Raw genomic sequence first — 26,397 nt, 5'->3', positions numbered from 1 at the left:
TGCAAGTAGAGTTAGGCTCAAAAGCTTAGTATATTGATAAATGCCGAAGGCTCTTTGCTCATTTGAGCCTTCGGCTTTTACCAAAAATACACCCTTTGGTCTTAAAAAAATGTTTCTGCAATAAAGTTTTACAACTTAGAACATTTAATCCTCAACCCAATTGCATTCTGTGTTATTTACCCGCCCTGAATTAAAACTCTGGGCTAATAGTCATAAGAGCAAAGATTTTATCGTAGCCTTAAGCTTCTCTAAGACCCCCGAAAGGTAGAGAAGAGGAAAATTCCTGTTAATTAAGTTTAAGAAGTAACCAAGCAGATATGATATCAATCGATATCAGTTATAAGTTTCAAAAGCCTGAGTTCCTTGCAGATATTGGAACAAAAAACATTTTAAATAAAAAAGATTGTATTTATAGCCCATAAATAAAAGGATATAAGCTCCTAAATTTATTTATGGGGATTGTTAATTTTAAATTTGGAGCAAAGCGACGTGACCACAATTCCTGATGCTCTCCAACTCGCAAGTCAATATTATCAAAGTAAGCGCTTCACCCAAGCTGAAGAGATTTATCGTCAAATTATAGATGTAGATTCCCAACAGTCAGAGGCATTCTATGGATTAGGTCTGCTGGCGCAGCAACAGGAACAATATCAGAATGCAGAACAATTTTTTCAAGCAGCTTTGCAATTACAACCTGAAGCAGGGGCAATATATAACAGTTTGGGGTTCAGTCTGCAACAACAGGGTAAACTGGAAGAAGCGATCGCCTGTTATGAAAAAGCACTCTTAATTCTCCCTGACAGCATAGAAGTACAAATTAATATCAAAAATATTCTTCACATTCAAGGTAAGCTGTCACCAGAAGAACAAGCCCACTACGCAGAGTTGAACGAGCAGTTTGCTTTAGGTAAGCAAAAGGCAGGCGATTTCAAGACAGCAGAATTATATTATCGCCAAGCTATTGCATTGCAGCCAGATTTGGTATCATCTTATACTAATTTAGGAGAAGTACTCCAAAAACAAGGGCGATTCAATGATGCCATCGATTCTTACCAACAAGCACTAAAAATTAAACCAGACTATCATTACGCCTATCACAACTTAGGGTATCTTTTCCAAGAAAAAGGGAAATTTGCAGAAGCAATAGAAGTTTACGAAAAAACTTTAAGTATTCAACCTGATTTTGCAATCACCTATAACAACTTAGGAAATATTTTCAGGGCACAAAATAAATTTGATGCTGCCATAGAATCCTATCAAAAAGCGATTAAAATTCGACCTGATGTTGATTATATATATTCCAACTTAGGAACAGCATTGAGAGACGATAATCAAATAGAAGCAGCAATCCAGGCATTTGAGCAAGCCGTAAAAGTGAACCCAAACTATAATATGGCTAAATTTGGTGCTTGTATGAGCCAACTACCAGTTATCTATTCTAATGTTGATGAAATTGCATTCAGACGAAATCAGTATCAACAGTATTTGCAAGATTTAGCTAAACATTATGAATTAACTAATCAGGAAGAACGGGCAAAAGCATCTGAAGCTGTGGGAGCATTTCAACCTTTTTATTTGACATATCAAGGTTTAAATGACCGAGATTTACAGCGAACTTATGGAGAAATGATTTTCCAGATTATGTCGAGTCGCTATCCCCAAGATTGTCAGCCGCTGGTTCTGCCAAATTTAGATAAAAATCAAAAGGTTCGGATTGGTATTGTCTCTGGGTTTTTATCTAGTCATTCTAATTGGAAAATTCCGATTAAAGGTTGGGTAGAAAATATAGATCGAAGTGAGTTTGAATTATTTGGTTATTATACTGGAGACAAAAAAGATTACTCAACAATGAGTGCCACCAAGACTTTTGATAAATTTGTTCAAGGTGTACGCTCAACTGAACAATGGTGTGAGGTGATTACAAAAGATCGATTACATATCCTGATTTTCCCAGAATTTGGGATGGACCCAATGGCGATCAAACTGGGTTGTCTGAGATTAGCGCCAATTCAAATGACATCTTGGGGACACCCTGAGACTAGTGGACTCCCGACAATCGACTATTACTTGAGCAGTGACTTAATGGAACCCGAAAATGCTCAAGAACATTATACAGAAAAATTAGTTAGATTACCCAATCTATCTATTCATTATCTGCCTTTAGCAATTCCACCCGAAGAAATTAAGAAACCAGATATAGGTTTAAAAGAGGATGATATTTTCTTCTGGTGTTGTCAGTCATTATATAAATATTTGCCCAATCATGATGATGTTTTCCCTTCTATTGCTAAAGAATTAGGTAATTCTAAATTTGTATTTATTAAAAGCAAAAGTGAAGAAATTACAGAAAAGTTTCGCCAGCGCTTAAATCATGCTTTTGCAGAATTAGGATTAGATTATCAAAATCACTGTTTGTTTTTGTCTTTCCTCAATGACAGGAAGTTTGCTGGTACTACAGCTTTAGCAGATGTCTTCTTAGATAGTATTGGTTGGTCTGGATGTAACTCCACCCTCGAATCTATTGCTCATAATATTCCGGTTGTCACTTTACCAGGAGAACTGATGCGATCGCGGCATTCTCTAGCAATTTTACAGATGATGGGTATCGAAGAGACGATCGCTTCAAATAAATCAGAATACGTCCAAATCGCCATCCGTCTGGGGAAAGATGCTAAATATCGGCAATATATTTCCCAGCAAGTTGCAGAAAATAAACATAAATTATATGGCGATTTAAAGCCCGTCAGAGCGCTAGAAGATTTTATTTTGCAACTGGTTAATAAACCAAGACAATTTAACGCTAAAGATGTTGCTGAACTGTTTCAACTTGCACTTCAGGAGCATCGAGCTAATCGCCTAGATACAGCCGAACAGCTATATCGTCAGGTAATAGAAAAACAACCAGACTATTCAGAAGCATTATACAATTTAGGGATGCTGGTACAGCACAAAGGTGAGTTGCAAGAAGCTCAGAAACATTTGAGTGCAGCTTCGCAAGTTCAACCTAACTCCGTGAAAATTTGGTTTAGTTTAGGCAATTTGCTGCAAGGCCAAGGACAATTACCAGAAGCTGAAGCCGCTTACAGAAAAGCGATTGCTTTGCGACCAGATGCAGGGACAATATACAACAATTTGGGCTACACCTTGCAACAACAAGAGAAGTGGGAGGATGCGATCGCATCATATCAAAAAGCTCTGGAATTTCAGCCCAACTGCATAGAAGCAGAAATCAATTTAGCGAATGCGCTGTTTGCTCAAGGGAAGCTTTCACCAGAAAAACAAGCCTATTACGCAGAATTGAATTATCAGATGGGCTTTGCCCAGCAAGAAGGAGGTGAATGGCAAACTGCTATTGCTTACTATCGAAGTGCGATCGCAATACAGCCTGATTTGGTAGATGCTCATTATAACTTGGGGGTAGTACTGCAAGAACAAGGGGAGCTAGAAGAAGCGATCGCTTGCTATCAAAAAGCTTTGGAGTTCAATCCCCAACACCAGGAAGCCAACATCAAATTAGGAGAGATTTACCAAAACCAGCAACAAAAAGTTACACAAGTGGACTCACTAAAAGTTTCTAGCTAAACGGGTTATTTCACGCGATCGTCAATTACCATCAATCTAAACTTCAACTTTCAAATTAAGGGGGTAAAATTTATGTCATTAACAATTTTCGAGAAAGTTAAAGAGTTCATAATCAGACTAGTTAAAGACGAGGCTTTTTACACTCAATTGATGAGTGATAAGATTGAGGAAGTGATAAAAGTCATGGAAGAAGGTGGCTATAATTTTTCTCAAGAAGAATTTGAAACAGCCTCAATTAAAATCTTGGAATTAAAAGAACTAGGACAGTTTGACGACCTCAGTGAAGAGGAATTAGTAGGAGCCTTTGGCGGGCTTTCAAACTCAGTCGCTCAACCATTGTATGGTGTTATAGTCTCGCCTCCCGAAGAATGTGGAAAACCACCACTTAAAAAATGTAAATGGATTCCTAAACCAAATCCAAAGCCAATAACTCCACCTATACAACCGTTATATGGAGTAGTTTTTAATCAAACAGAAGTACAATAACCCGATAAAACGATGAAGAAATAGAATGCGTTAGTTTATCCCTCTTTTGCCACTCTCGGAAAACAATAATCGAACCCAAATTCTGAGACTTTGAATTAATCCAGCTTTGAGAGTTTATTTTCTAACAGTAACTATTTATTAATTAAATAGCGGAAAGTGAAGCGGCAAAAGGGTTTTAGTAATTGGAGTTTCCCACTCTGACAAAAGAGGGTTATTTTGAGGGTTGAGATTGAGAGTTAACCTATGACACATCACCGCAAAAGCTACGCAGTTTGGGAAATTACCTTAAAGTGCAATCTAGCTTGTAGTCACTGTGGTTCCCGTGCAGGACATGAGCGCGCCAAAGAACTTTCCCCAGAAGAAGCTTTGGATCTCGTCAAGCAGATGGCAGAAGTTGGCATTAAAGAAGTTACTCTCATTGGTGGTGAAGCATTTCTGCGTCCAGACTGGCTGGAAATTGCCAAAGCTATCAACGAGGCGGGAATGTTATGTGGTATGACTACAGGCGGTTATGGCATTTCCTTAGAAACCGCCCAAAAAATGAAGGAAGCGGGAATTCGTACCGTCTCTGTTTCTATTGATGGCTTGGAAGCAACTCATGACCGTCTGCGGGGAAAGAAAGGCTCTTGGAAATATGCATTTAAGACCATGAGTCATCTGCGAGAAGTCGGTATTTCTTTTGGTTGCAACACCCAAATTAACCGCCTCTCAGCGCCAGAGTTTCCGTGCATTTATGAGTGCATTCGTGATGCCGGTGCTCGTGCTTGGCAAATTCAATTAACTGTACCAATGGGAAATGCCGCCGATAACGCAGATATCCTCCTCCAACCCTACGAACTGTTAGATATCTACCCTATGCTTGCGCGCGTGGCGCGTCGTGCTTACCAAGAAGGCGTGCAACTTCAAGCGGGAAATAACATTGGTTACTACGGCCCTTATGAACGACTGTTGCGGGGACGGGGAAAGGAGGATGACTTCTCATTTTGGCAAGGTTGTGGTGCAGGACTCTCCACTTTGGGAATTGAAGCTGACGGAGCGATAAAGGGTTGTCCCTCACTGCCGACTACTGCCTATACAGGTGGTAACATTCGAGAACAGACCTTGCATGATATTATCGAAGGTGCAGAAGAACTACGCTTCAATCTAGGAGCAGGAACACCTGAAGGTACAAAACACCTGTGGGGTTTCTGTAAAACCTGCGAATACGCTGAACTTTGTCGTGGGGGTTGCAGTTGGACTGCCCATGTTTTCTTTAATAAGAGAGGTAATAATCCTTACTGTCATCATCGCGCTCTTGTTCATGCCAAACAAGGTATGAGAGAGCGTGTACTTCCCAAAGTAAAGGCGCAAGGATTGCCATTTGATAATGGCGAATTTGAGCTAATTGTCGAGCCTACAGATACTTTATTGCCAGCAAACGACCGATTACACTTTACTGCTGATAGCATTCAGTGGTCGGAAAGTTGGCAAAAAGAACCCGATCTTTATTACTCTATCGTGAGATAATAAATTATGGCAGAAAATTCCGAAATTAACACAATTTCAGCGGAAAAAACTGACCTTGAGTCATCATCATCTCAAGAATTAGAGAAAATTCCACTACTTCCACGTTCCGCTTGGAATAGTCAATTAACCTATTTCAAAGTGCTGTTAAAAGCGAAGCAAATCCTGGATAAAAGCTAACAGGTTCATTAGGGATATCAAGAGATTTAGCTCGTAAATATCGGAGAGAACTACTCCCAAAATATTTACGTGCAAATTTGTTAACTAACAAAATAAACACAGGTTTTTTATGGCATCAAGAATAAGTCTAACACTGACAGTTCCAAAGTTACTTTCTTTCAATGGTAGAACTAATCTCAACAATAGACCCGATCCCAAGCCCGATCCTAGTCCTAATTTTGTTACCGCTGAAGGTGATGCTACTTTTTCTAACTATAGTGAAAGTGCTGCAAGCATTTTAACTGCTACTCAGGCAGATACCTTAGTTAAAGGTGGTATAACTGCTGCAATTGCTGAGGCTCAAGCAAGTTTCGATCCAACTTTTTCATCACTTTTCACTAAGGCTGCTGTAGTTGGATTAAGTGGTCAATTTGAAGGTACTTCCAACAGCGAAGCAAAGGTACTTGCTAGTTTTGCGGTTGGTCGTAATGAAAGCTTCTCTTTTGATTTTTCAGCAGATTTAAAATTGGCAGCTAAAGAAATTGAAAATCCTGACGTTGAATATAACAAGGGTCAGTCGACAACAACTTTTTTAGTATTAGATACCACAAATCCCAATAAAGCCAAAGTTTTAGATTATTTTGGCATCCAGGGTAAATTAGTCTCGTCCGATCAAATCGGGGATCTAACATTTGGTCGTAGTCGCAATGTCACAATTGACAGTCGTGATAAAGATGATGATATTGATGGCGACAATGGTACTGATTTCCTCAATGGTAGTGCTGTTGGTAGTTATGAACGGAATTTTAATCGCAATACCAACTTAACTATAGTCAAAATTAATACTACTTCTGTTGAATTGGCAGGAGATACTTTAATCGGCAACCTGGGTAAAGATGTTATCTACGGCACGATTCGGAAGGATAATCTGACGGGAACCAACGGGGCAGATAAACTTTATGCTAGCTTAGGGGATGATAAGCTATCTGGAAAAAGAGGTAATGATAACCTCGACGCCGGCCAAGGTAATGATTCGCTAGATGGTGGCGAAGGCGATGATACACTCTATGGCGGTAAAGGCAATGATACACTCTATGGTGGTAGTGGTAATGATGTCTTAATTGGTGGCGAAGGTAATGACACATTTACCTTCAAACGTACCGATACCTTGTCGAAAAAAGACTTTGATGTAATTCAAGATTTCCAGGTTGGTGTTGACAAGCTTGTATTAGATGGCTGGGGAAGTCGAGGTAACATTACAGATACCAGCGATGGCGCTCTTCTCACCTTAAATACTTTGTCTATCGGTAATACTTTGTCTATCGGTAATATTTTGTCTATCGGTAATAATCCTCAACAAAGCATACTATTTTCAAACGTGAGTGCAAGCGATCTCAGCTCGATAATATAATTTGCTTAAGGCTAATTGCTCGTTTCATTTCCTAACAGACTTTGATTGACAAGCATCTCAGTCAAAACAATCGGGTGAGTAAAAAAAATCTGATTGTACAAGAAAATGTCGATACCTTTTCTGGGAGAGGTTTTGCCAACAGCAAACCCTATGGTGTACGCACTGAAATTACTTGACTTGGTAATGTTCGATCGCTAGCTTCAAGCTTATTTCTCGTCCATACTGTTGACAAAATCTCTCCCTTATTTTAATTAAATAGCCTTGCTTGATTAACAGGCAAAAATAGGGAAAATATTTTATTAATAGTTATCACTTATGTTCTGAAATTATAGTAATCTATAACAATATAATATCAAATTCAAATATAGTTATAGATACTACAGGGTTATGAATACTACAAATATTTCAGAATCTAAAGTTAAATCTCTTATTCAAATTGCGGTGCAAAAGCATCAGTCAGGTGACAAGGATGAAGCTGAATTGCTAAATCAAACAGAAGTAGCTGAAATCCTGGAACTAGCTGTTCAACAGCAACGAGACAATAGTTTATTGGAGGCAGAACTGCTGTATAGTCAAGTTCTGGAAAAACAACCCGATAACCATGAAGCTTTATATGGATTAGGGATGTTAGCGCAGCAGATGGGGCAACTCAAAACTGCTGAACAGTGGCTAAGTGCGGCTTCACAAATTCAACCAAATTCTGTGAAAACTTGGTTCAGTTTAGGTAATTTGCATTTAGTTCAAGAACAGTTTTCCGAAGCAGAGAAAGCTTATCGGCAAGCTTTAGTTTTATTACCTAATTCATTACCAATTTACAACAACTTGGGTTATACTCTGCAACAACAAGGATTATTTGAAGAAGCAATTAATTATTATCAAAAAGCTTTAGAGTTAAAGCCAGACTTTATCGAAGCAGAGACTAATTTGGGCAATGCGTTACACGCTCAAGGTAAGCTCTCCAGCGATCGAGAAATCTACTATGCACAATTAAATAATCAATTGGGTGTTGCCCGGAAAAAAGCAGGGGATCTGAAAAATGCTGTTACTTGTCACAAGCAAGCGATCGCACTACAACCAAATTTGTTAGAAGCCCATTATAACTTGGCTTTGGCGCTGCAAGAACAAGGAGAATTAGCAGAGGCGATCGCATCCTACCAAAAACTTTTAGAACTTAATCCCAACGATGGAGAATTATACCTCAATTTAGGCAAAATTTATCAACAACTCAACCAATTCCAAAAAGCTGTTTCTGCCTATCGACAAGGATTAAAGCTAATTAATCCTCACTATGCCAAAGCGTTAGTATCTAGTGAGGATGCTGAAATTCCTCAACAAGCACCAGTCACGCCCTCAATTCCCCAAAGAGAGGTAATTGTAGGAGAATACAGCTTTCCGACTATTCCAACCGTAGCAAATACAAATAAGCGTCCTTTCTGGAGTGTGGTGGTAACTGTATATAACCGCATAGATTATCTACTCGAATGCCTTGTGAGTGTATTGACCCAATGGCAAGGAGAAGAGCAGATGGAAATCATCGTCATGGACGATGCTAGTACAACGCCAGTATTTGAACTGGTGAATAGTATCGGACAAGGAATAATCAACTACTATCGCAATCCGCAAAATCTCGGTTTGCCAGGAAATTGGAATGCCGGAGTTGCTCTAACTCGCGGTCATTGGGTTCATTTACTGCACGACGATGATTATATTCTCCCAGGTTTTTATTCTCGGCTACAAGAAAGTCTAGAAGGGTCTTCAGATTCTATAGGAGCCGCTTTTACAGGTTATGAAAATATTAACGAAAAAGGGGAAGTAATTTTCAGCCAACAAATCTATGGACAGCGAGGAATTGCCCAAAATTGGTTGCAAATTATTGGAGTTAGTAACTCATTGAATATGCCTGCTGTAGTGATTCGTCGAGAAGCACACGAACAATTGGGCGTATATCATCCTGAACTGACTTATACAAGCGATTGGGAAGTTTATAAACGCATTGCCTCTGTTTACGATTGGTGGTGTGAACCAGAAATTTTAGCTCGTTACCGCGAACATGCTAACAATGTCACCAGCCAACTGTTACTCTCTGGGAAACAGATGATATCCATCCGCCGTGCAATTGAAATTTCAAAGAGTTATTTTCCTATTGAATACTCGGCACAAATTACCGCCCAATCCCGGAGTCATTATTTTCTTTATTGTCTAGAATCGCTGATAATTCCCCTACAGGCTGGGAATCTGGCTGGAGTTTGGCAAGGGTTAGAAGAAGCTTTAAAAATAGATCGTAGCCCGGAAGCAGTGGCAAAGTTATTCCGGTGGTTAACACAAGAACAAGCAGCTCCTCTGCGTGAAGAAATTGCCTCAAGATTGATATCACTTCCTTTATAAAGACTTGTTTAGGAAAAAGCAAAAATTTTCGAGTTTTGGACTAAAAAACTATGTCAATTAGTCAAGTTGAGCATCCTACTATAAATACTTCATCTTTTGAGCCACAAAATCGACAAGATGGGATCAGCGGTCTGATGCGAGTTCGTAATGAAGAGGAATTTTTGGCACCAACGATCGAATCTTGGATTGATTATGTTGATGAATTGGTAATTGTGTTTCATCAGTGTACAGACAAAACTCCTCAAATAATAGAGGCATTTACACAAAAATACCCTCAGAAAATACGGGCTTTTCATTACTTACCTCACGTCTATTCGTTTAGTACAAAAGAACAAGTTGAATTGGATGTAAACAACATTCATTCTTTCGTTTTTTATTCTAATTTTGGTCTTAGTCAGACGCAGTATAAAATTTGCGTTTATATCGACGGCGATTGCATAGGTATTCCTGATAAATTAAAAATTATTTATAATTATTTGAAGCAAAATCCTCTGCAAAATACAGCCTTATTTTTTTCAGGGATAAATTTATATCAACGTCCAAACGATCCCAACTACTACACAAATTTAAAATGTGTTGCTTCTGGTGATGGAGATGTGGCATATTGGACAGTTTCACCACAAAATATTTTCGATAAAAATGCCAAAATTCCATTCTGTGAAGCAATTAAATTTCAAGGCATCACACCTTATTATTTAGGCTTTATTTTCTGGCACACACATTGGTTAAAGAAGAACGCATTTTCGAGAAATGGCGGCAGAGAATTAGATGGTGAGCTTTTAGAAAAACTGAACGATATGGAGAAAAGAAATAGAGATAAAGAATTAATTTTACTATCTCCAAAATTTAAGCAAGAAAATAAAAATTTTCAAAATATTCCTTACCAAAAGTTTTTCTTGTATTTCGATTTTGCTTCTCTGCCTGATGTAATAGCCTTAGAGTCAAAGCTAGTAGCAAGACATAATAACTTGGGTTATACTTTAGAACAACAAGGTAAGTTTGATGAAGCAGTTACTTGTTATCAAAAAGCCTTAGAACTCCAGCCCAACTTTGCCGAAGCAAAAGTTAACTTAGGCAACGCTCTGAACGCGCAAGGTAAACTATCAAAAGCTCAACAAGCGGACTACGCGGATTTAAATCAGAAATTTGCACATTCTTGCACAATTGCAGGGGATTTTAAGAAAGCAATTAATTATTATCGTCAAGCGATCGCTCTTGACCCAAATTCGCCAGAGACATATTATAGCTTAGGCAACATCCTGCAAGAAGAAGCTGAATGGTCAGAAGCGATCGCCTCATATCGCCAAGCCCTAAAACTCAATCCCTTAAACTGGAACATCTACATTCGTTTGAGTCAGGTTTACCAAGCTCAAAACAAGACAGCAGAGGCGATTTCTGTGTATCGTCAGGCATTAACTTTACTCAATCCTCACTATGCCAAAGCCGTATCTGCTTACTTTGATGCTGCCATCACTCCAGAAATCCTCGTTACTCCCCCGATTCCTCAAAGTGAGGTTACTGTTGGCGACTATCAGTTTCCAGCAATTCCACCTGTAACAGACCCAGACAAACCTCGACCATTTTGGACTGTAGTGATTCCGGTATATAACCGCACCGATTATCTCCTGGAATGTCTGGCTAGCGTCTTAGTGCAATGGCCTGGGGCAGAGCAGATGGAAATTCTGGTAATGGATAATGCCAGTACAACACCGTTGTTCGATCTAGTAAACAGTATTGGGGGAGGAGTAATCCGCTACTACCGCAATCAAGAAAATATTGGTGGAGCGAGAAATTATAACACCGGGATTGCCCTGAGTCGCGGTCAGTGGGTGCATGTTCTCCATGATGATGACTGTGTACTTCCAGGTTTTTATGAACGCCTCCAGCAAAGTCTGGCAACTTGCCCAGATACAGTTGGGGTTGGTTGTACCGGTTTTGAATATATGAACGAAAAAGGAGCAACGATCAACACTGGAGAAGTAGTTTCGGTGTATGGAGAACACAGAGGCATCATGACAAATTGGCTGTCCCAGATTGGTGTCTGTGGTCTAGTAACCATACCTGCAATAGTCATTCGTCGAACCGCTTACGAACAGTTAGGAGGGCATTACCCGAACTTAACTGAAATTTCTGACTGGGAAATATTTAAACGCTATGCTGCTAATTACGATTGGTGGTACGAACCAGGCATTTTGGCACGTTATCGCGAACATACCCAAAAATTGACATCTGCAAATTGGCTTTCTGGAAAGATGCCAAAAGCTATCCGCCATGCGATTGAAATTTCTGATACCTATTTTCCCATTGAGCAGCGCGCCAAGATTACCGCCCAAGCTCGCAGTCAAAATTTCAACTATTGTCTGACACGAGCAGCAATTCCTCTCCAGGTGGGCAATATCGCCGGAGCTTTGTCTATACTGCAAGAGTCCCTCAAAATAGATCGCTCCCCACAAGCAGTAGCAAAGTTATTCGCTTTGTTGACTCAAGATGAAGCCGCTCCCCTACGCGAAGCAATCATTGCTAAGTTGCTATTAGCACCTATAGACAATATTCCTACTGAATTAAAACCCCCACAAACTGCGATCGCACTATAGGATATGAAAATACTTGTAACTGGAACTGAAGGTTATATCGGCTCATTATTAGCTCCCCTCTTGATCCAACAAGGTCATGAAGTTATTGGTTTAGATACTGGCTTTTATAAAGTAGGTTGGCTATATAACGGCACCAAGGTAACTGCCAAAACCCTCAACAAAGACATCCGCCACATTACAATAGAAGACCTACAAGGCGTAGAAGCAATAGTTCACATGGCAGAACTCTCTAACGATCCTTTAGGTCAGTTAGCCCCTGATATCACCTACGATATCAACCACAAAGGCTCAGTACATATAGCGAAACTGGCGAAAGCAGCCCAAATCCAACGCTTTGTCTATACTTCATCATGCAGTGTCTATGGTTTTGCCACTGAAGACTACGTTAGCGAAGAGTCCGCCATCAATCCCCAAACAGCTTATGCCAAATGCAAAGCACTTGTCGAACAGGATGTGAAACTCCTTGCTGATGATGGCTTTTCTCCCACCTTTCTCCGAAATGCTACAGCCTATGGCGCTTCTCCCAGAATGCGCTTTGATATTGTCTTAAACAATCTAGCCGGTTGGGCATGGACAATTAAAGAAATCAAGATGAATAGCGACGGTACACCTTGGCGTCCTCTAGTGCATTTATTGGATATCTGCAAAGCAATTACCTGTACCTTAGAAGCTCCGCGCGATCTAATTCACAACCAAATTTTCAATGTCGGCGATACAAATAGCAACTATCAAGTCAAACAAATTGCTCAAATAGTTGCAGATGTCTTTACAGATTGTCAATTGAGCTTTGGTAAACACGATCCTGATAACCGCAGCTACCGGGTTTTATTTAATAAAATTAACGAAAATTTACCAGGATTCAAATGTGAATGGGATGCCCATCGCGGTGCCCAACAACTATATAATGTCTTCCAGCAAATTGATATGGATAGAGGAACATTTGAGTCTAGAGGCTTTACTCGCCTGAAACAATTAGAATACCTCATTCGCACTCAGCAAATAGATCGAGATTTCTTTTGGCAGACTGTTTAAAAATTTCATATAATAAGTTATGAATTTACTTCAGCCAACAAATAATCAATTAATAACTGGTAACTGTCTATTCTGTGAGACAGGCTTACACCATACCTTCGTAGATTTAGGTATGTCTCCTCCCTGCGAAAGTTATCGTAGTCTCAAACAACTCAATGAAGTAGAGCCATTTTATCCTCTGCATGTCTATGTTTGTGAGAAGTGTTTTTTAGTTCAACTCCAAGAATACATTAGTCCAGAAAATATTTTTAGTGACTACGCTTACTTCTCTTCCTACTCTGATAGCTGGTTACAACACGCCAAACAATACGTTGATTTAGTAGTAGAACGTTTCCAATTAAACCAGGAAAGTCAGGTCATAGAAATTGCTAGCAATGATGGCTACTTACTGCAATACTTTGTTGCCAAAAACATCCCGGCGCTGGGAATAGAACCAGCAGCAAATGTTGCTGAGGTAGCAATTCAAAAAGGTATTCCTACAGTTGTCAAATTTTTTGGTCAGGAGACAGCGCAAGAACAGGTCGCTAAGGGCAAACAAGCAGATTTATTACTCGGAAATAATGTCCTTGCTCATACACCATATCTCAATGATTTTGTCAAAGGGATGAAAATTATCCTCAAACCGCATGGTGTAATTACTATGGAGTTTCCCCACCTGATGCGTTTAATCGAGGAAAATCAGTTTGATACTATTTACCACGAGCATTTCTCTTATTTTTCCTTTCTTACCGTAGACAAGATTTTTGCTGCTCACGGTTTGACAATTTTTGATGTAGAAGAATTAACTACTCATGGTGGTTCTTTGAGAATTTATGCCCGCCACAATGAAGACTCTTCTAAACCTATTAGCGACCAAGTATCAGAACTGAAAAATCGAGAAGAAGCGGCTGGCTTTACGCAATTAGAATACTATTTTTCCTTTGGAGAACAAGTTAAAGAAACTAAACGCAACTTATTAGATTTTTTGATCGAAGTTAAGCGAAAGGGAAAATCGATTGTTGGTTACGGTGCTCCAGGTAAGGGAAATACTCTCTTAAACTATTGCGGTATCCGTACAGATTTCCTTGACTATACAGTAGACCGCAATCCTTGTAAACAGGGTCAATTTTTACCAGGCACTCATATTCCGATTTTTCATCCAGACAAAATTGCCGAAACCAAGCCTGACTATATACTAATTTTGCCCTGGAATCTGAAAAATGAAATTATGACACAAATGGCTTACATTCGGGATTGGGGAGGTCAATTTGTTGTACCAATTCCTGAAGTTAATGTCTACTCTTAAGTATTTAATATTTTTGCTCGTCAAAAAGGGGTAAGTGACATGAAAGTAGTTTTATTTTGCGGTGGTTTAGGAGCCAGAATGAGAGAATATTCAGAAAGTATTCCTAAGCCAATGGTGAATATTGGTTATCGGCCAATATTATGGCATGTCATGAAATATTATGCTCACTATGGGCACAAGGATTTTATTTTATGTCTTGGTTACAAGTCTGACCTAATTAAAAGCTATTTTTTGAATTACAATGAATGGCTTTCTAATAACTTTAGCCTTTCCAATGGAAGCAAAATTGAGTTGTTTAATCGAGATATTCAAGATTGGAATATCACATTTGTAGATACAGGGTTAACTGCCAACATTGGTCAAAGATTCAAAGCAGTAGAAAAGTATCTAGAAGGAGAAGAAGTATTTTTAGCTAACTACAGTGATGGTTTGACAGACTTACATTTACCAACGTATATCAATAATTTTTATCAGCGTGATAAAATTGGTAGTTTTTTGTGTGTCAGACCAAGCCAAACTTTCCACTTAGTTGATATGCAAGAAGATGGTTTGGTAAAAAATATCCAAGATGTAAAGCAATGTGATATTTGGATTAATGGAGGATATTTTATCTTTAAAAAAGAGATTTTTAACTACATAAATTATGGTGAAGAACTTGTCCTTGAGCCTTTTCAAAGATTGATTGCTAAAGAAGAACTTTTTGCATATAAATACACTGGCTTTTTCGGAGTAATGGATACGTTTAAAGAGAAACAACAGTTGGATGATATGTATGCTCAAGGTAGAAGACCTTGGGAAGTTTGGGGAGATCAACAAGTACAAGTTGACCATATATGATCCAACTTAGGTTGAATAAGACAGAAGAATCTGAGTACAAAATTCTTTGTCTCGGTTCTCATTGTGATGATATCGAGATTGGTTGTGGAGGCACAATCTTAAAGCTGATAGAGAGTTATCAAGATGTTGTTATCTATTGGGTTGTCTTTAGTTCTAATGAACAAAGAGCAGAAGAAGCAACTGCAAGCGCTAATCTATTCTTAAAAGAAATCCCAATCAAGAAAATTATCATTAAAAATTTTCGAGATGGCTTTCTGCCTTTTGCAGGAATAGAGGTAAAGGAATGTTTTGAACAGTTGAAGCAAGAATTTTCACCAGATATAATCTTTACTCATCATCGAGACGATCGCCACCAAGATCACCGCTTAATTTCTGACTTGACTTGGAATACCTTTAGAAATCATTTAATTTTAGAATATGAAATACCCAAATATGATGGGGATTTGGGTATTCCTAATTTCTTTGTTCATTTAAATGAAACACTCTGCTGTCGAAAAATTCAATATATTTTGGATGCGTTTGCTACCCAGAATAATAAGCAGTGGTTTACAGAAGAGACTTTTCGTGCAATTCTCAGAATTCGTGGGATTGAATCAAATTCACCGAGTAAATATGCTGAAGCATTTTACTGTAGAAAAATGTTTTTCTAAAAAATTATAAATAATTTTAATTTCTTTTCATAATTTGTAATATTTATGATCTTTACTGAAACTAAAATAAAAGAAGCATTTATTGTTGATTTAGAACTGCACCAAGATATTCGGGGCTTTTTTGCTCGGAGTTTCTGTACTCAGGAATTTCAAGATCGTGGCTTAAAACCTACTATTGCCCAATGCAATTTATCTTTTAACTATAAAAAAGGAACATTGCGGGGTATGCATTATCAAATGCCTCCTTCTCAGGAAACAAAATTGGTGCGTTGTATCAGGGGGGCTATTTATGATGTAATTATCGATTTGCGTCCAGATTCTCCTAGCTATTTATCTCATATTGGTATAGAGTTAACTGCTGAAAATCGTCTTGCTCTCTATATCCCAGATAGGTGTGCTCACGGTTTTCAAACTCTCAGCGATGAGACGGAGGTGATGTATCAAATGGGTGACTTTTATGCACCAGAATATGCTGGCGGGTATCGCTATGATGACCCAGCTTTTGGTATTGAATGGCCTCTATCTGTGACTGAAATTTCGGATAAAGATCGGGCTTGGAGTTTATTTGAATCGAAAGAAATTGTAACGCCTACGGTAATGTAAGACTTTTAAGAGCAATTTAAAAATATATAGTTGCTGAGTAAATATAGGATTAGGAACGCACGAGGGCACAGACACAGAAAATCAAAATTTGAAAAATTAAATTTTGATTTTCATACTTAACACTGTGTTCAAACTTTGTTACAGCAAATGAGGGCGAAGTGAGTACAATTTATTTTGATTCGATTTTTAGTGATGAAATCAGACGCAAGCATCTTTATAATGGACAAATGTTTGTCTTTTCTCCTTGCGCCAGTGCGATCGCTCTATGTGATTTTGCTCGTGGCATGGTTGAAGAAGCATTTGCCCCTTTAGATCCCAGAGAAGCACAACATAGCTTGCCTGTAGAGAAATACGTTGATATTTTAGCACAACTCAAGCCAGCTTTTATCCATCACCCTGAATCTAAACAACTTATTCAAGGCATCTTGAAAGAAAGTGGATGTGACTTGAACAAAACCTATTTCGATGTACCTCGCCTGAGAACAGCAACCAGCGATCGCTATCTGACTGCTGGCCTTGCTTACGCTTTCCATCCTCATCGTGACACCTGGTATTCTGCTCCTCAGTGCCAGATCAACTGGTGGATTCCTGTCTACGATATTACCCCAGAGAATGCGATGGCATTCCATCCGCGCTACTGGAGTCAACCAGTTAAGAATACCTCAAGAGATTATAACTACGCTCAATGGATTAAAGAAAGTCGCAAAAATGCGGCACAGCACATTCAAACAGATACGCGCAAGCAACCCCATGCGGAAGAAACTTTAGAAATGGAGCCGCAATTGGAGTTAATTACACAAGTCGGTGGCATGATTCTCTTTTCAGGAGCGCAGATGCACTCCACTATTCCCAACACATCAGGCTATACCCGTTTTAGTATTGACTTTAGAACTGTGCATTTTGATGATGTCATAGCTCAAAAGGGTGCGCCAAATATTGATTCAGCTTGTACAGGAACTTCTTTAGGCGACTTCTTACGAGGCACTGACTTCTACCCGATTACTGACACATTGTTGTTGTCTACAACAAACAATCTCTTGTAGAATAACTTTTGTTTTCCCAACTCCAGTGTGTAAGCAATAAATGGTAAACTCTGTTGAAAAATTGTCTGGACAAACAATACTAATTACAGGTGCTAGCGGATTTCTAGGATCTCATTTAGTCCGTCATTTATGCCACGATGGTACAGAAGTACATGCTGTTTCTCGCAGTTTTCATACTTCTGATATCAGCTGCTTGCGATGGTGGCACGGTGACATGGAAGACATTAAGTTTGTTCACAATCTTTTCCACAGCATTAAACCTGACCTCATCTTCCATTTATCCGGTCTTGTAACAGCAGTTCCGAATCTAGAGTTTATATTGCCTACCTTTCACAGTTTACTGACTAGTACTATTAACTTATTGACGGTAGCTGCCGAAATTGGTTGTAGTCGCATTGTGTTAATAGCTTCTTTAGAAGAACCAGAACAAGATCGTCCTGAAGTAGTTCCTTCTTCTCCTTACGCTATTGCGAAATTTGCTAGCAGTACTTATGGTCGGATGTTCCATCGACTCTATCAGACACCTGTAGTTCTTGTTAGACCCTTTATGACCTATGGGCCAGGACAAAATGTGTATAAAATCATTCCTTCTGTTATTCTTTCCTTGTTGCAAGGGCAAGCTCCAAAACTTAGTAGTGGAAAGCGTCAAGTTGATTGGATTTATATCGATGACGTGATTGCAGGACTTCTGGCTGCAACACAAGTTCCTAGTATAGAGGGTTGTACATTCGACTTAGGTTCGGGAGAACTAGTACCCATTCATGCAGTTGTGTCCCAGCTTGTTAATCTGGTTAACCCTCAAATCCAGCCTCTATTTGGTGCTTTACCTGAGCGCCCGATGGAAAGAATAAGAGTAGCTGATACGGCTTATACATACGATAAACTCGGTTGGCAACCTTCAATTCCTCTAAATAAGGGCTTGGAATTGACTGTAAATTGGTATACAAAACATCATTAAAAATTAAAAATTCAAAACTTGTACTGAGCTTGTCGTTGGCGTAGCCTCTCCGCCAGGAGAAGTATTCAAAATTAAAGACAGTTTGAGTTGAAAATTTAAACCCTAACTCAATTGATACTATGTGTAGACATGAAAGATACCCCTTGATTTCAGGATAAAAGATTAGATACACAAGTTAGTAAGGATTCTATTTATGGTTGCAGATATTCAGAATATTAATTTAGTCGAGCTAAAAAATTCTTTGAACTTAAAGGATATCAGTCTAGAAATTTACCAACTAATTTCTGATTTATATCCCATTTGCCGTAGTATTACAGGTAATGGTTTTAGAGAAACTTTAAAAATTCTCCAGCAGTATATTCCTTTGTCAGTTCATGAAGTGCCAACCGGAACAGAGGTATTTGATTGGACAGTTCCGAATGAGTGGAATATTAAAGATGCCTATATTAAAAACTCTCAAGGTGAAAAGATTGTAGATTTGACTAATTCAAATTTACACGTTGTTAACTATAGTATTCCTATATATCAAAAAATATCTCTTCAAGAACTTAAATCACATCTATTTACACTTGTTGATTATCCTAATTGGATTCCTTACCGAACTTCATATTACAAGGAAAGTTGGGGTTTTTGCCTGACTCACAATCAGTATTTGCAACTAAAAGATGAAGAATATGAAGTATGTATTGATTCTTCTTTGCAACCAGGTTATTTGACTTATGGTGAGTATTATATTCCTGGAGACAGTACTGATGAAGTCTTGATTTCTTGCCATGCCTGTCATCCTTCACTGTGTAATGATAATCTTTCGGGAATTGCGATCGCTACTTTTCTGGCTAGATATTTAAGTCAAACTACACCAAGATATTCCTATAGATTTCTCTGGATTCCCGGAACCATTGGCTCAATTACATGGTTGGCTCTCAATGAAGCTCAAGTCAATAACATTAAACATGGTTTGGTATTAACTTGTTTAGGAGATGCAGGCAACTTTACTTACAAAAAAAGCCGTAGAGGTAACACTGAAATCGATAAAGTTGCTGCTTATGTACTCAAAAATTCCAAACAAGATCACAAAATTATAGATTTCTTCCCCTATGGTTATGATGAGCGACAATATTGCTCGCCTGGATTTAATTTAGCTGTAGGTTGCTTCATGCGATCGCCTCATGGTAGTTTTCCTGAATACCATACCTCAGCAGACGATTTAAATTTCGTTCAACCCCAATATCTAGCCGAGTCATTCTTTCAATGTCATTCGATGTTGCATATCCTCAACAATAACGAAATCTACTACAACAAAAATCCTAAATGTGAGCCACAGTTAGGTAAAAGAGGAATATATCGAGCAGTTGGTGGTAACAAAGATAGCGGGCTAAATGAAATGGCAATCCTGTGGGTTTTAAATTTATCTGACGGTCAGCATACTCTATTAGATATTGCAGAAAAGTCGGGAATGTCATTTGATGTAATTAAATCTGCTGCCGATACATTATTAACACATGACTTATTGAAGAAGAATTCAGAAGTCAGAATGGGCTAAACCTTAGCTATCCGCTAACAAAAGTCAGAATCAATGTTAACAATTAAAACCAACTAAGCACAGCTAACCCTGATTTCGTAGCGAATAGACTCAAAACTTACTTTGCGCTCCTTTGCGCTATACTCTGTGTCCCTCTGCGTTTCAACGTTCTGTGAGAATACTTATTTTGTATTCATCTATTTAATATTATTTTTACATCCTATTTATAATTACTGCTTAGAAATTAGCTTAACTTTATAATCTAGAACATACTTCATATTTTCGCTATTGCTGGGAAAAATATCCTATTTAACTTCATGATTACTTGAACTAAATGTCATTACTTATACCATTGTAAGAGCAGTTTAGATGATTGATATTAGAGAAGTAGTTTCAAAAACATACCTTGTCTAGTACATGAATAAAAAATGGGCTGTTAAACGACTTACAATCAATCTCACATCAGGCGAGGCACAGAAGCTTGAACAATACTGTTCAACCACTGGCAGACCAGCAACTGATGTAATTCGGGAGTTAATTCGCTCTCTTTATCCTAAAGATGAAAAAGCCTCTGAAAGCTCATGAATCAAACTGCAAAAAAGTGAAACAGGATAAGTACATTTTAATTTGTCAGTGAAATATGATGCTTAACAGTTATCAGCTAACAGTGAATCCCTATAAGTAAAGTTAGGGAATTTAAATAAGAATACTCTCTTACAAAGTTCAGAGCCGAGGAAATCTTCGCTCTGACTTTTGCTTTGGACATCGTGCAATTATTTTGATACACTTGCATAATTAAAAATATCAAATTAATTGAATAAAAGGTAGAATTCAGCATCAAGATGTTCTTACTAACTTGCTTACTTATAGCGGTAGTGAGTCTGCAAGTGTTTTGTAAACCACCAAATTTCAAATTTTGTGGCTGTTTTTAAGCAGTAATTTATCCATTTTTTCGCGCAAAATACCCTTATTGTATCTGGCTCTCCTCCTGAACTATTTTTTGACAATTAGTAATATTACTGATCTTTTCGGAAAATTTTTAAGTTAGATATAGTACTTACCACTTATTTACTTATACTTTCCAAAGTATTAAGAATTTAATCCCTAATTTATTTAATTACAAATAATGATTAAAAAAACCTTGGTTATAAATCAGCCAAAGGTAAGCAAGTTCGTGGGCGAACTGAGGATTTTTGCTGGATTTATAACACTCAGCTTTGCGATCGCCGCAATATTGTGTAACTATCAGGATGCAATCGCCCAAACTCCTGAACCTCAGACGTTACCCCCAGGTCGGTTAGATAATTTTCCTGAGACTCCGTTACCGTCAGATGTGCTACCCAAGCCACCAGACGAAAATCAATTGCTTCCATCCCTAAAACTACCGAATCAGCCGATTCTGGAGCAGAATGACCCTAATACCAAATTTCGGGTCGATCGCATTGAAGTTTTGGGCAGTACAGTTTTCAAAGCAGAACAATTTGCCGCTGTCACAAATCCCTTTGTGGGACGGGAACTGACATTTTCAGAGTTGTTGCAAGTTAAAGATGCCATCACCAAACTCTACACTGATAACGGCTATGTCACCACAGGGGCATTGATTGCACCGCAGACAATAGAAGCTGGGACAATCAAAATTCAGGTGATTGAGGGTAGTTTGCAAGAAATTAAGATTGTCGGTAATAGGCGATTACACACTCAATACATTCGCGATCGCATCAAACTTGGTGCGGGAAAACCCTTAAATGTACCGCACTTAATAGAAAAGCTGCAACTACTCCGTCTCGATCCGCGGATTCAAAACCTGTCAGCCGAGTTGCAGACAGGCGTGCAACCGGGAACCAATGTGTTGCAAGTGGAGGTTAAAGAAGCAGAAACTTTTAAACTGGCAGCAAGCCTGGATAATGGGCGATCGCCAAGTGTGGGCAGTTTTCGTCGGGGAGTGGATCTGCAAGAAGCCAATTTATTGGGCTTAGGCGATACCCTGAGTGTGGGATACGCCAATACCGATGGCAGTAATACCATCAATGTCAATTACACGCTGCCGATTAATGCCCGTAATGGCACTGTATCCTTCGGTTTTAGCCAAGGGTGGAACCACGTGATTGAAGAACCATTTAGTGTCCTTGATATTCAGTCAAATACCCGCTCTTACGAATTGGGCTATCGGCAACCACTGATCCAAAAACCAACCCAAGAGTTGGCAGTCGGGCTATCGTTCTCGCGCCAGGAAAGTCAAACTGAGTTGGGTATTGATAACATTGGGCCGTTTCGACTTTCCCCAGGTGCAGATCCGAACGGAAAAACCAATATTTCTGCCCTGCGCTTTTTTCAAGAATATACTCAGCGAAGCAACCAGTATGTTTTTGCGGCGCGATCGCAATTGAGTTTTGGTGTAGATTGGTTCGATGCTAATATCAGTGAGAATGAACCAGATAGCCGCTTTTTCGCCTGGCGAGGACAGGCGCAGTGGGTACGGCAATTAGCACCAGATACTCTATTTTTAGCTAGGGGCGATTTCCAATTGGCAACAGATTCCTTAGTGCCTTTAGAGCAATTTGGTCTAGGTGGACAGCTAAGTGTACGGGGCTATCGCCAAGATGCGTTACTCACAGATAATGGCTTGTTATTTTCGGCGGAATTTCGAGTCCCAATTGTCCGCGCTGCCAAAATTGGCGGAGTGCTGCAACTGACACCCTTCATTGATGTAGGTAAAGGCTGGAATACCAAAGGCGAAAATCCATCACCGAGTACGCTTGTTAGTACTGGGTTGGGGCTGTTATGGAAACAGGGTGATGACTTCTTGGCCCGCATAGATTGGGGCATTCCTTTGATTTCAGTGGACGGGGAAAGGCGATCGCTCCAAGAAAATGGCTTGTACTTTTCACTGCGTTATTCCCCGTTTTGAAGCGAGCGTTTCAAAACTATACTGTTTTGGGCAACCTAAAATACAAGGTATAAATAAAGGCTTGGTCTGGTATCGCAACGCCCAGGGCAAAATTGAATTAATTGCGGCTCAACCAACCCATGTACAACCATCTTTAACCTGCACTGCAATGCCAAACTAATAATCAGCCTCGATGTTGAAAATGCTAAAGTCAAAGCGGAGGTTTTGATATGGCTCAAGCTTTAACTCAACTATTTACCTTTGAAGAATTTATCGAATGGCTGCCAGAAAATGCTGGAAAGCGTTATGAGTTACACGATGGGATAATTGTTGAAATGTCTCAGCTAAGCGGAAAACATGAGAAAGTTACGGGATTTTTAGCAGGAGAAATTACCGTTGAATATAAACGCTTGCAATTACCATATTTTATTCCCAAAACAGCATTAGTAAAACCACCAAGGAAATCATCTGGTTACTTACCGGATGTAGTTTTAATCAACGATGCTAATTTACATAACGAGGAATTGTGGGAAAAAGAATCTACCGTGACTCAAAGCCAATCAATTCCTTTAATTATCGAGGTAGTGAGTACAAACTGGGAAGACGATTATTACACCAAATTAGGGAATTATGAAGTCATGAAGATTCCCGAATATTGGATTGTTGATTATGCAGCTTTCGGAGCCAGAAAATTTATCGGTAATCCTAAACAGCCGACCATTTCTATTTATCATCTCGTTGATGAAGAATATCAAGTAGCGCAATTTAGGAATTCGGAACATATTATATCCCCTACTTTTCCAGATTTAAAACTGACTGCTAATCAAGTTTTTAATTGTACTTTGTAGAGCTTTTTTGGGTATTTTAAAATACAAAGTATCAATAAAGGCTTGGTGATGAGTACGACCCCTCTTTGGTTAGTTCTATGTAGTGGAATAGTACCATTAATAGTAATGCCACTTCGGTGCGGCTTTGCGATCGCTCAAGTAACTCTTGATGGCACCTTCAACACCACTGTCTCTCAAAGTGGCAATAACTTCACCATCAACAACGGGAATCGAGTTGGCAACAACCTCTTCCACAGCTTCAGCCAATTCTCAATTCCTACCAACGGCTCGGCTTTCTTCAATAATGCCGCAGATGTGCAAAATATCTTCAGTCGTGTCACAGGTGGTAGTGCGTCTAATATCGATGGATTAATCCGTGCCAACGGTAGCGCCAATTTATTCCTGCTCAATCCTGCGGGTATTTTGTTTGGGGCCAATGCCCAACTGAATATTGGTGGATCGTTTGTTGGTACAACTGCAACCAGCATTAAGTTCTCTGACGGGGTGGAGTTTAGTGCTACCAACACTACACCAGCCCCTTTATTGACGATCAATGCGCCAGTTGGCTTACAATTTGGTAGTAATCCAGGAGCCATTACCGTCCAAGGATCGGGACACAATGCCCAATTAGGCGACTCACTTCAGGTTTCTGGATTAAACCTCGGTACCAGAGGATTACAGTTGCAATCTGGAAAGACGCTGGCATTGCTGGGTGGGAATGTTGCCTTAGATGGAGGATTGCTCTCCGCACCAGGAGGGCAAATAGAATTGGGTAGCATCACTAACGGAAGCGTTGCCCTCAATTCCATCCCCGAAGGATTTGCACTGAGTTATCCTAATGCTGCGAGTTTTGGCGATATTCAGATAACTCAACGAGCTTTAGCATCTACACGCGACCTCAGTGGGCAAAGGGGAGGAGCCATCCAAATTCAGGGTAAACAGGTCAGCATCCGAGATGGTTCGCTGATATTAGTGCAAAATCGCAGCAATCAAACTGCTGGTGATATTGCAATCAATGCCACAGAGTCCCTCCAGATTATCGGCAAGTCTCCTGATTTTAAAAGTTCCAGCAGTTTAATTAATGAAACTATATCCCCAGGTGCAGCAGGGAATATTATCATTACCACCCCACAATTGAATATTAACGGGGGTGGGTATATCTTAAACCGTACCTTTAGCACAGCACCGGGTGGCAATATTGCAATAAATACTGATGAAATGCGGGTGAATGGTTTTGCATTTGGCGATCCTTCTCCTTTTCGAGCAGTCAGCCAGATATTAGCTGCTTCCTATGGGGCTGGAAAAGGTGGAAATGTTAACATCTCCACTCAAAACCTGTCTATTTTAGCTGGCGGCAATATAGCAGCAAGACCCTACGCTTCAGGAAATGGCGGCGATCTCATCGTCAAGGCAGATACAATTCAGGTGACAAATGAGGGAGCGCCAAAGGGTTTTTATTTTAGTCTGTTGTCTACTGCCACATTCGGGTTTGGTAATGCAGGGGATTTGAAAATCGATACCCGCAAGCTGTCGGTTCAAGCTGGCGGCAGAGTGTCAGCTTCTAGCATCGTTTTAGGAAATGCGGGTTCACTGACTATCAATGCGGCTGAATCGATTGATGTGAATGGTGTCAAAGATGCAGCAAATCCCAGCTATATTGGTACTGCTGTTCGTCCTGTTTTTGGAGTTTCCAGCGCTACTTCAGGTAACAGCACGATTAACACCCCACTTCTTAATATCAGTAATGGTGCAACAGTTTTTGTCCAAAACCTTGGCTCCGGTAAAGCTGGTACTTTAAACATTCAGGCGAACACTTTACGACTCGACAATGGAGCCAGTATTTCAGCATCCACAAAAGCAGGCGGTGGCGGTAACACTAATTTACAACTGCGGGATCTACTACTGATGCGTCATGGCAGCTTTATCAGTGCAGAAGCAGGTAGCAGTGGTAATGGTGGCAATATTACGATTAATGCTCCCAACATTGTGGGTTTAGAAAATAGTGACATTATTGCCAATGCTGTGAAAGGAAAGGGTGGCAATATTCAAATCGCAACTCAAGGGATTATCGGACTCAAGTTCCGTCCCCAACTCACTCCCGAAAATGACATTACCGCTAGTTCTCAATTTGGGGTTAGCGGTACCGTTCAAATCAATAATATTGGTGTCGATCCAAACTCTGGGTTAGTTCAACTACCAACCAATGTAACCGATCCATCGCAACAAATAGCCAGTGGTTGTTCTGCAAACCAAGGCAGTCGATTTGTGGCAACGGGACGGGGTGGTGTGCCGCAAAATCCCAATCAAGATGTGACGAGCGATGTCTACGACGGGCTACGCCTAAGCACTTGGTCTGATGTCCGCAATATCTCTGAATATCGCAAAACTGGGGAAGTCACAGCACAAATGCCTGAATCTTCAAAGGTTCTTGTCCAAGCTACTTCCTGGCATCGGAACACCCAGGGCAAAATTGAGTTAATTGCGGCTCAACCAACCCATGTACAACCATATTTAACCTGTGGTGCACAAACTGAAGTTCCAGCCATTGCAATGCCTGCGGCAAATTTCGTTTTTAGAAAGCCACACCAAGATGACAACTAAAACTGTTGATGTTGTTCAAACACAATGCCGTT

19 protein-coding genes are annotated in these 26,397 nt (G+C 39.6%); all 19 read left to right on the top strand.

Going from position 1 to position 26,397, the window contains the following annotated elements; all coding sequences use genetic code 11:
• Nucleotides 1–489 precede the first annotated feature (489 nt).
• The 19 genes from ACR5KR_RS31915 to ACR5KR_RS31825 all read left to right on the top strand — a co-directional run bounded on the left by ACR5KR_RS31915 (nucleotide 490) and on the right by ACR5KR_RS31825 (nucleotide 26,365).
• Entirely contained in the window at nucleotides 490–3,582 is a 3,093-nt protein-coding gene (locus ACR5KR_RS31915; protein WP_448269294.1) for a tetratricopeptide repeat protein, read from the top strand.
• Nucleotides 3,583–3,654: 72 nt separating this feature from the next.
• On the top strand, nucleotides 3,655–4,068 hold the full coding sequence (locus ACR5KR_RS31910) for a Nif11-like leader peptide family RiPP precursor (protein ID WP_445629181.1): 414 nt from the start codon (nucleotides 3,655–3,657) through the stop codon (nucleotides 4,066–4,068).
• Between the two features lie 243 nt (nucleotides 4,069–4,311).
• Nucleotides 4,312–5,574, top strand: a complete 1,263-nt coding sequence (locus ACR5KR_RS31905) for a nif11-class peptide radical SAM maturase 3 (RefSeq protein ID WP_445629180.1) — start codon at nucleotides 4,312–4,314, stop codon at nucleotides 5,572–5,574.
• 6 nt (nucleotides 5,575–5,580) lie between these two features.
• A complete protein-coding gene (locus ACR5KR_RS31900; protein ID WP_445629179.1) occupies nucleotides 5,581–5,751 on the top strand; it encodes a hypothetical protein in 171 nt (56 codons plus the stop codon).
• 109 nt (nucleotides 5,752–5,860) lie between these two features.
• Complete coding sequence (locus tag ACR5KR_RS31895; RefSeq protein ID WP_445629178.1) at nucleotides 5,861–7,141, top strand: calcium-binding protein; 1,281 nt, start codon at nucleotides 5,861–5,863, stop codon at nucleotides 7,139–7,141.
• A gap of 387 nt (nucleotides 7,142–7,528) precedes the next feature.
• Entirely contained in the window at nucleotides 7,529–9,526 is a 1,998-nt protein-coding gene (locus tag ACR5KR_RS31890) for a tetratricopeptide repeat protein (protein ID WP_448269293.1), read from the top strand.
• 50 nt (nucleotides 9,527–9,576) lie between these two features.
• On the top strand, nucleotides 9,577–12,120 hold the full coding sequence (locus ACR5KR_RS31885) for a glycosyltransferase (protein ID WP_448269292.1): 2,544 nt from the start codon (nucleotides 9,577–9,579) through the stop codon (nucleotides 12,118–12,120).
• A gap of 3 nt (nucleotides 12,121–12,123) precedes the next feature.
• Nucleotides 12,124–13,152, top strand: a complete 1,029-nt coding sequence (locus tag ACR5KR_RS31880) for an NAD-dependent epimerase/dehydratase family protein (RefSeq protein ID WP_448269291.1) — start codon at nucleotides 12,124–12,126, stop codon at nucleotides 13,150–13,152.
• A 19-nt stretch (nucleotides 13,153–13,171) separates the two neighbouring features.
• Entirely contained in the window at nucleotides 13,172–14,437 is a 1,266-nt protein-coding gene (locus ACR5KR_RS31875) for a methyltransferase domain-containing protein (protein WP_448269290.1), read from the top strand.
• A 39-nt stretch (nucleotides 14,438–14,476) separates the two neighbouring features.
• Entirely contained in the window at nucleotides 14,477–15,274 is a 798-nt protein-coding gene (locus tag ACR5KR_RS31870; protein WP_445629173.1) for a sugar phosphate nucleotidyltransferase, read from the top strand.
• 11 nt (nucleotides 15,275–15,285) lie between these two features.
• Nucleotides 15,286–15,924 (top strand): PIG-L deacetylase family protein, encoded by a 639-nt coding sequence (locus tag ACR5KR_RS31865; RefSeq protein WP_445629172.1) that lies wholly within the window; start codon nucleotides 15,286–15,288, stop codon nucleotides 15,922–15,924.
• A gap of 45 nt (nucleotides 15,925–15,969) precedes the next feature.
• Complete coding sequence (gene rfbC / locus ACR5KR_RS31860; RefSeq protein ID WP_445629171.1) at nucleotides 15,970–16,527, top strand: dTDP-4-dehydrorhamnose 3,5-epimerase; 558 nt, start codon at nucleotides 15,970–15,972, stop codon at nucleotides 16,525–16,527.
• A gap of 158 nt (nucleotides 16,528–16,685) precedes the next feature.
• Nucleotides 16,686–17,570, top strand: a complete 885-nt coding sequence (locus ACR5KR_RS31855; RefSeq protein ID WP_445629170.1) for a hypothetical protein — start codon at nucleotides 16,686–16,688, stop codon at nucleotides 17,568–17,570.
• A gap of 40 nt (nucleotides 17,571–17,610) precedes the next feature.
• Nucleotides 17,611–18,528 (top strand): NAD-dependent epimerase/dehydratase family protein, encoded by a 918-nt coding sequence (locus tag ACR5KR_RS31850; protein WP_445629169.1) that lies wholly within the window; start codon nucleotides 17,611–17,613, stop codon nucleotides 18,526–18,528.
• A 193-nt stretch (nucleotides 18,529–18,721) separates the two neighbouring features.
• Entirely contained in the window at nucleotides 18,722–20,071 is a 1,350-nt protein-coding gene (locus tag ACR5KR_RS31845; protein WP_448269289.1) for a DUF4910 domain-containing protein, read from the top strand.
• A gap of 396 nt (nucleotides 20,072–20,467) precedes the next feature.
• Nucleotides 20,468–20,635 (top strand): CopG family transcriptional regulator, encoded by a 168-nt coding sequence (locus ACR5KR_RS31840; RefSeq protein WP_322662451.1) that lies wholly within the window; start codon nucleotides 20,468–20,470, stop codon nucleotides 20,633–20,635.
• A gap of 541 nt (nucleotides 20,636–21,176) precedes the next feature.
• Nucleotides 21,177–22,958, top strand: a complete 1,782-nt coding sequence (locus tag ACR5KR_RS31835; protein ID WP_448269288.1) for a ShlB/FhaC/HecB family hemolysin secretion/activation protein — start codon at nucleotides 21,177–21,179, stop codon at nucleotides 22,956–22,958.
• A gap of 209 nt (nucleotides 22,959–23,167) precedes the next feature.
• Entirely contained in the window at nucleotides 23,168–23,785 is a 618-nt protein-coding gene (locus tag ACR5KR_RS31830) for a Uma2 family endonuclease (RefSeq protein WP_448269287.1), read from the top strand.
• Nucleotides 23,786–23,890: 105 nt separating this feature from the next.
• A complete protein-coding gene (locus ACR5KR_RS31825; RefSeq protein WP_448269286.1) occupies nucleotides 23,891–26,365 on the top strand; it encodes a two-partner secretion domain-containing protein in 2,475 nt (824 codons plus the stop codon).
• Nucleotides 26,366–26,397: the final 32 nt, after the last annotated feature.

It is taken from the genome of Nostoc sp. DSM 114159, assembly GCF_053470285.1.
Note: the sequence above shows the minus strand (reverse complement) of the source record. Positions and strands in the feature narration are given on the sequence as shown.

Coding starts and splice junctions, on each gene's coding strand:
- ACR5KR_RS31910 (WP_445629181.1), top strand. CDS start 3,655: ATGTCATTAACAATTTTCGAGAAAGTTAAAGAGTTCATAATCAGACTA.
- ACR5KR_RS31905 (WP_445629180.1), top strand. CDS start 4,312: ATGACACATCACCGCAAAAGCTACGCAGTTTGGGAAATTACCTTAAAG.
- ACR5KR_RS31900 (WP_445629179.1), top strand. CDS start 5,581: ATGGCAGAAAATTCCGAAATTAACACAATTTCAGCGGAAAAAACTGAC.
- ACR5KR_RS31895 (WP_445629178.1), top strand. CDS start 5,861: ATGGCATCAAGAATAAGTCTAACACTGACAGTTCCAAAGTTACTTTCT.
- ACR5KR_RS31890 (WP_448269293.1), top strand. CDS start 7,529: ATGAATACTACAAATATTTCAGAATCTAAAGTTAAATCTCTTATTCAA.
- ACR5KR_RS31885 (WP_448269292.1), top strand. CDS start 9,577: ATGTCAATTAGTCAAGTTGAGCATCCTACTATAAATACTTCATCTTTT.
- ACR5KR_RS31880 (WP_448269291.1), top strand. CDS start 12,124: ATGAAAATACTTGTAACTGGAACTGAAGGTTATATCGGCTCATTATTA.
- ACR5KR_RS31875 (WP_448269290.1), top strand. CDS start 13,172: ATGAATTTACTTCAGCCAACAAATAATCAATTAATAACTGGTAACTGT.
- ACR5KR_RS31870 (WP_445629173.1), top strand. CDS start 14,477: ATGAAAGTAGTTTTATTTTGCGGTGGTTTAGGAGCCAGAATGAGAGAA.
- rfbC (WP_445629171.1), top strand. CDS start 15,970: ATGATCTTTACTGAAACTAAAATAAAAGAAGCATTTATTGTTGATTTA.
- ACR5KR_RS31850 (WP_445629169.1), top strand. CDS start 17,611: ATGGTAAACTCTGTTGAAAAATTGTCTGGACAAACAATACTAATTACA.
- ACR5KR_RS31845 (WP_448269289.1), top strand. CDS start 18,722: ATGGTTGCAGATATTCAGAATATTAATTTAGTCGAGCTAAAAAATTCT.
- ACR5KR_RS31840 (WP_322662451.1), top strand. CDS start 20,468: ATGAATAAAAAATGGGCTGTTAAACGACTTACAATCAATCTCACATCA.
- ACR5KR_RS31835 (WP_448269288.1), top strand. CDS start 21,177: ATGATTAAAAAAACCTTGGTTATAAATCAGCCAAAGGTAAGCAAGTTC.
- ACR5KR_RS31830 (WP_448269287.1), top strand. CDS start 23,168: ATGGCTCAAGCTTTAACTCAACTATTTACCTTTGAAGAATTTATCGAA.
- ACR5KR_RS31825 (WP_448269286.1), top strand. CDS start 23,891: ATGCCACTTCGGTGCGGCTTTGCGATCGCTCAAGTAACTCTTGATGGC.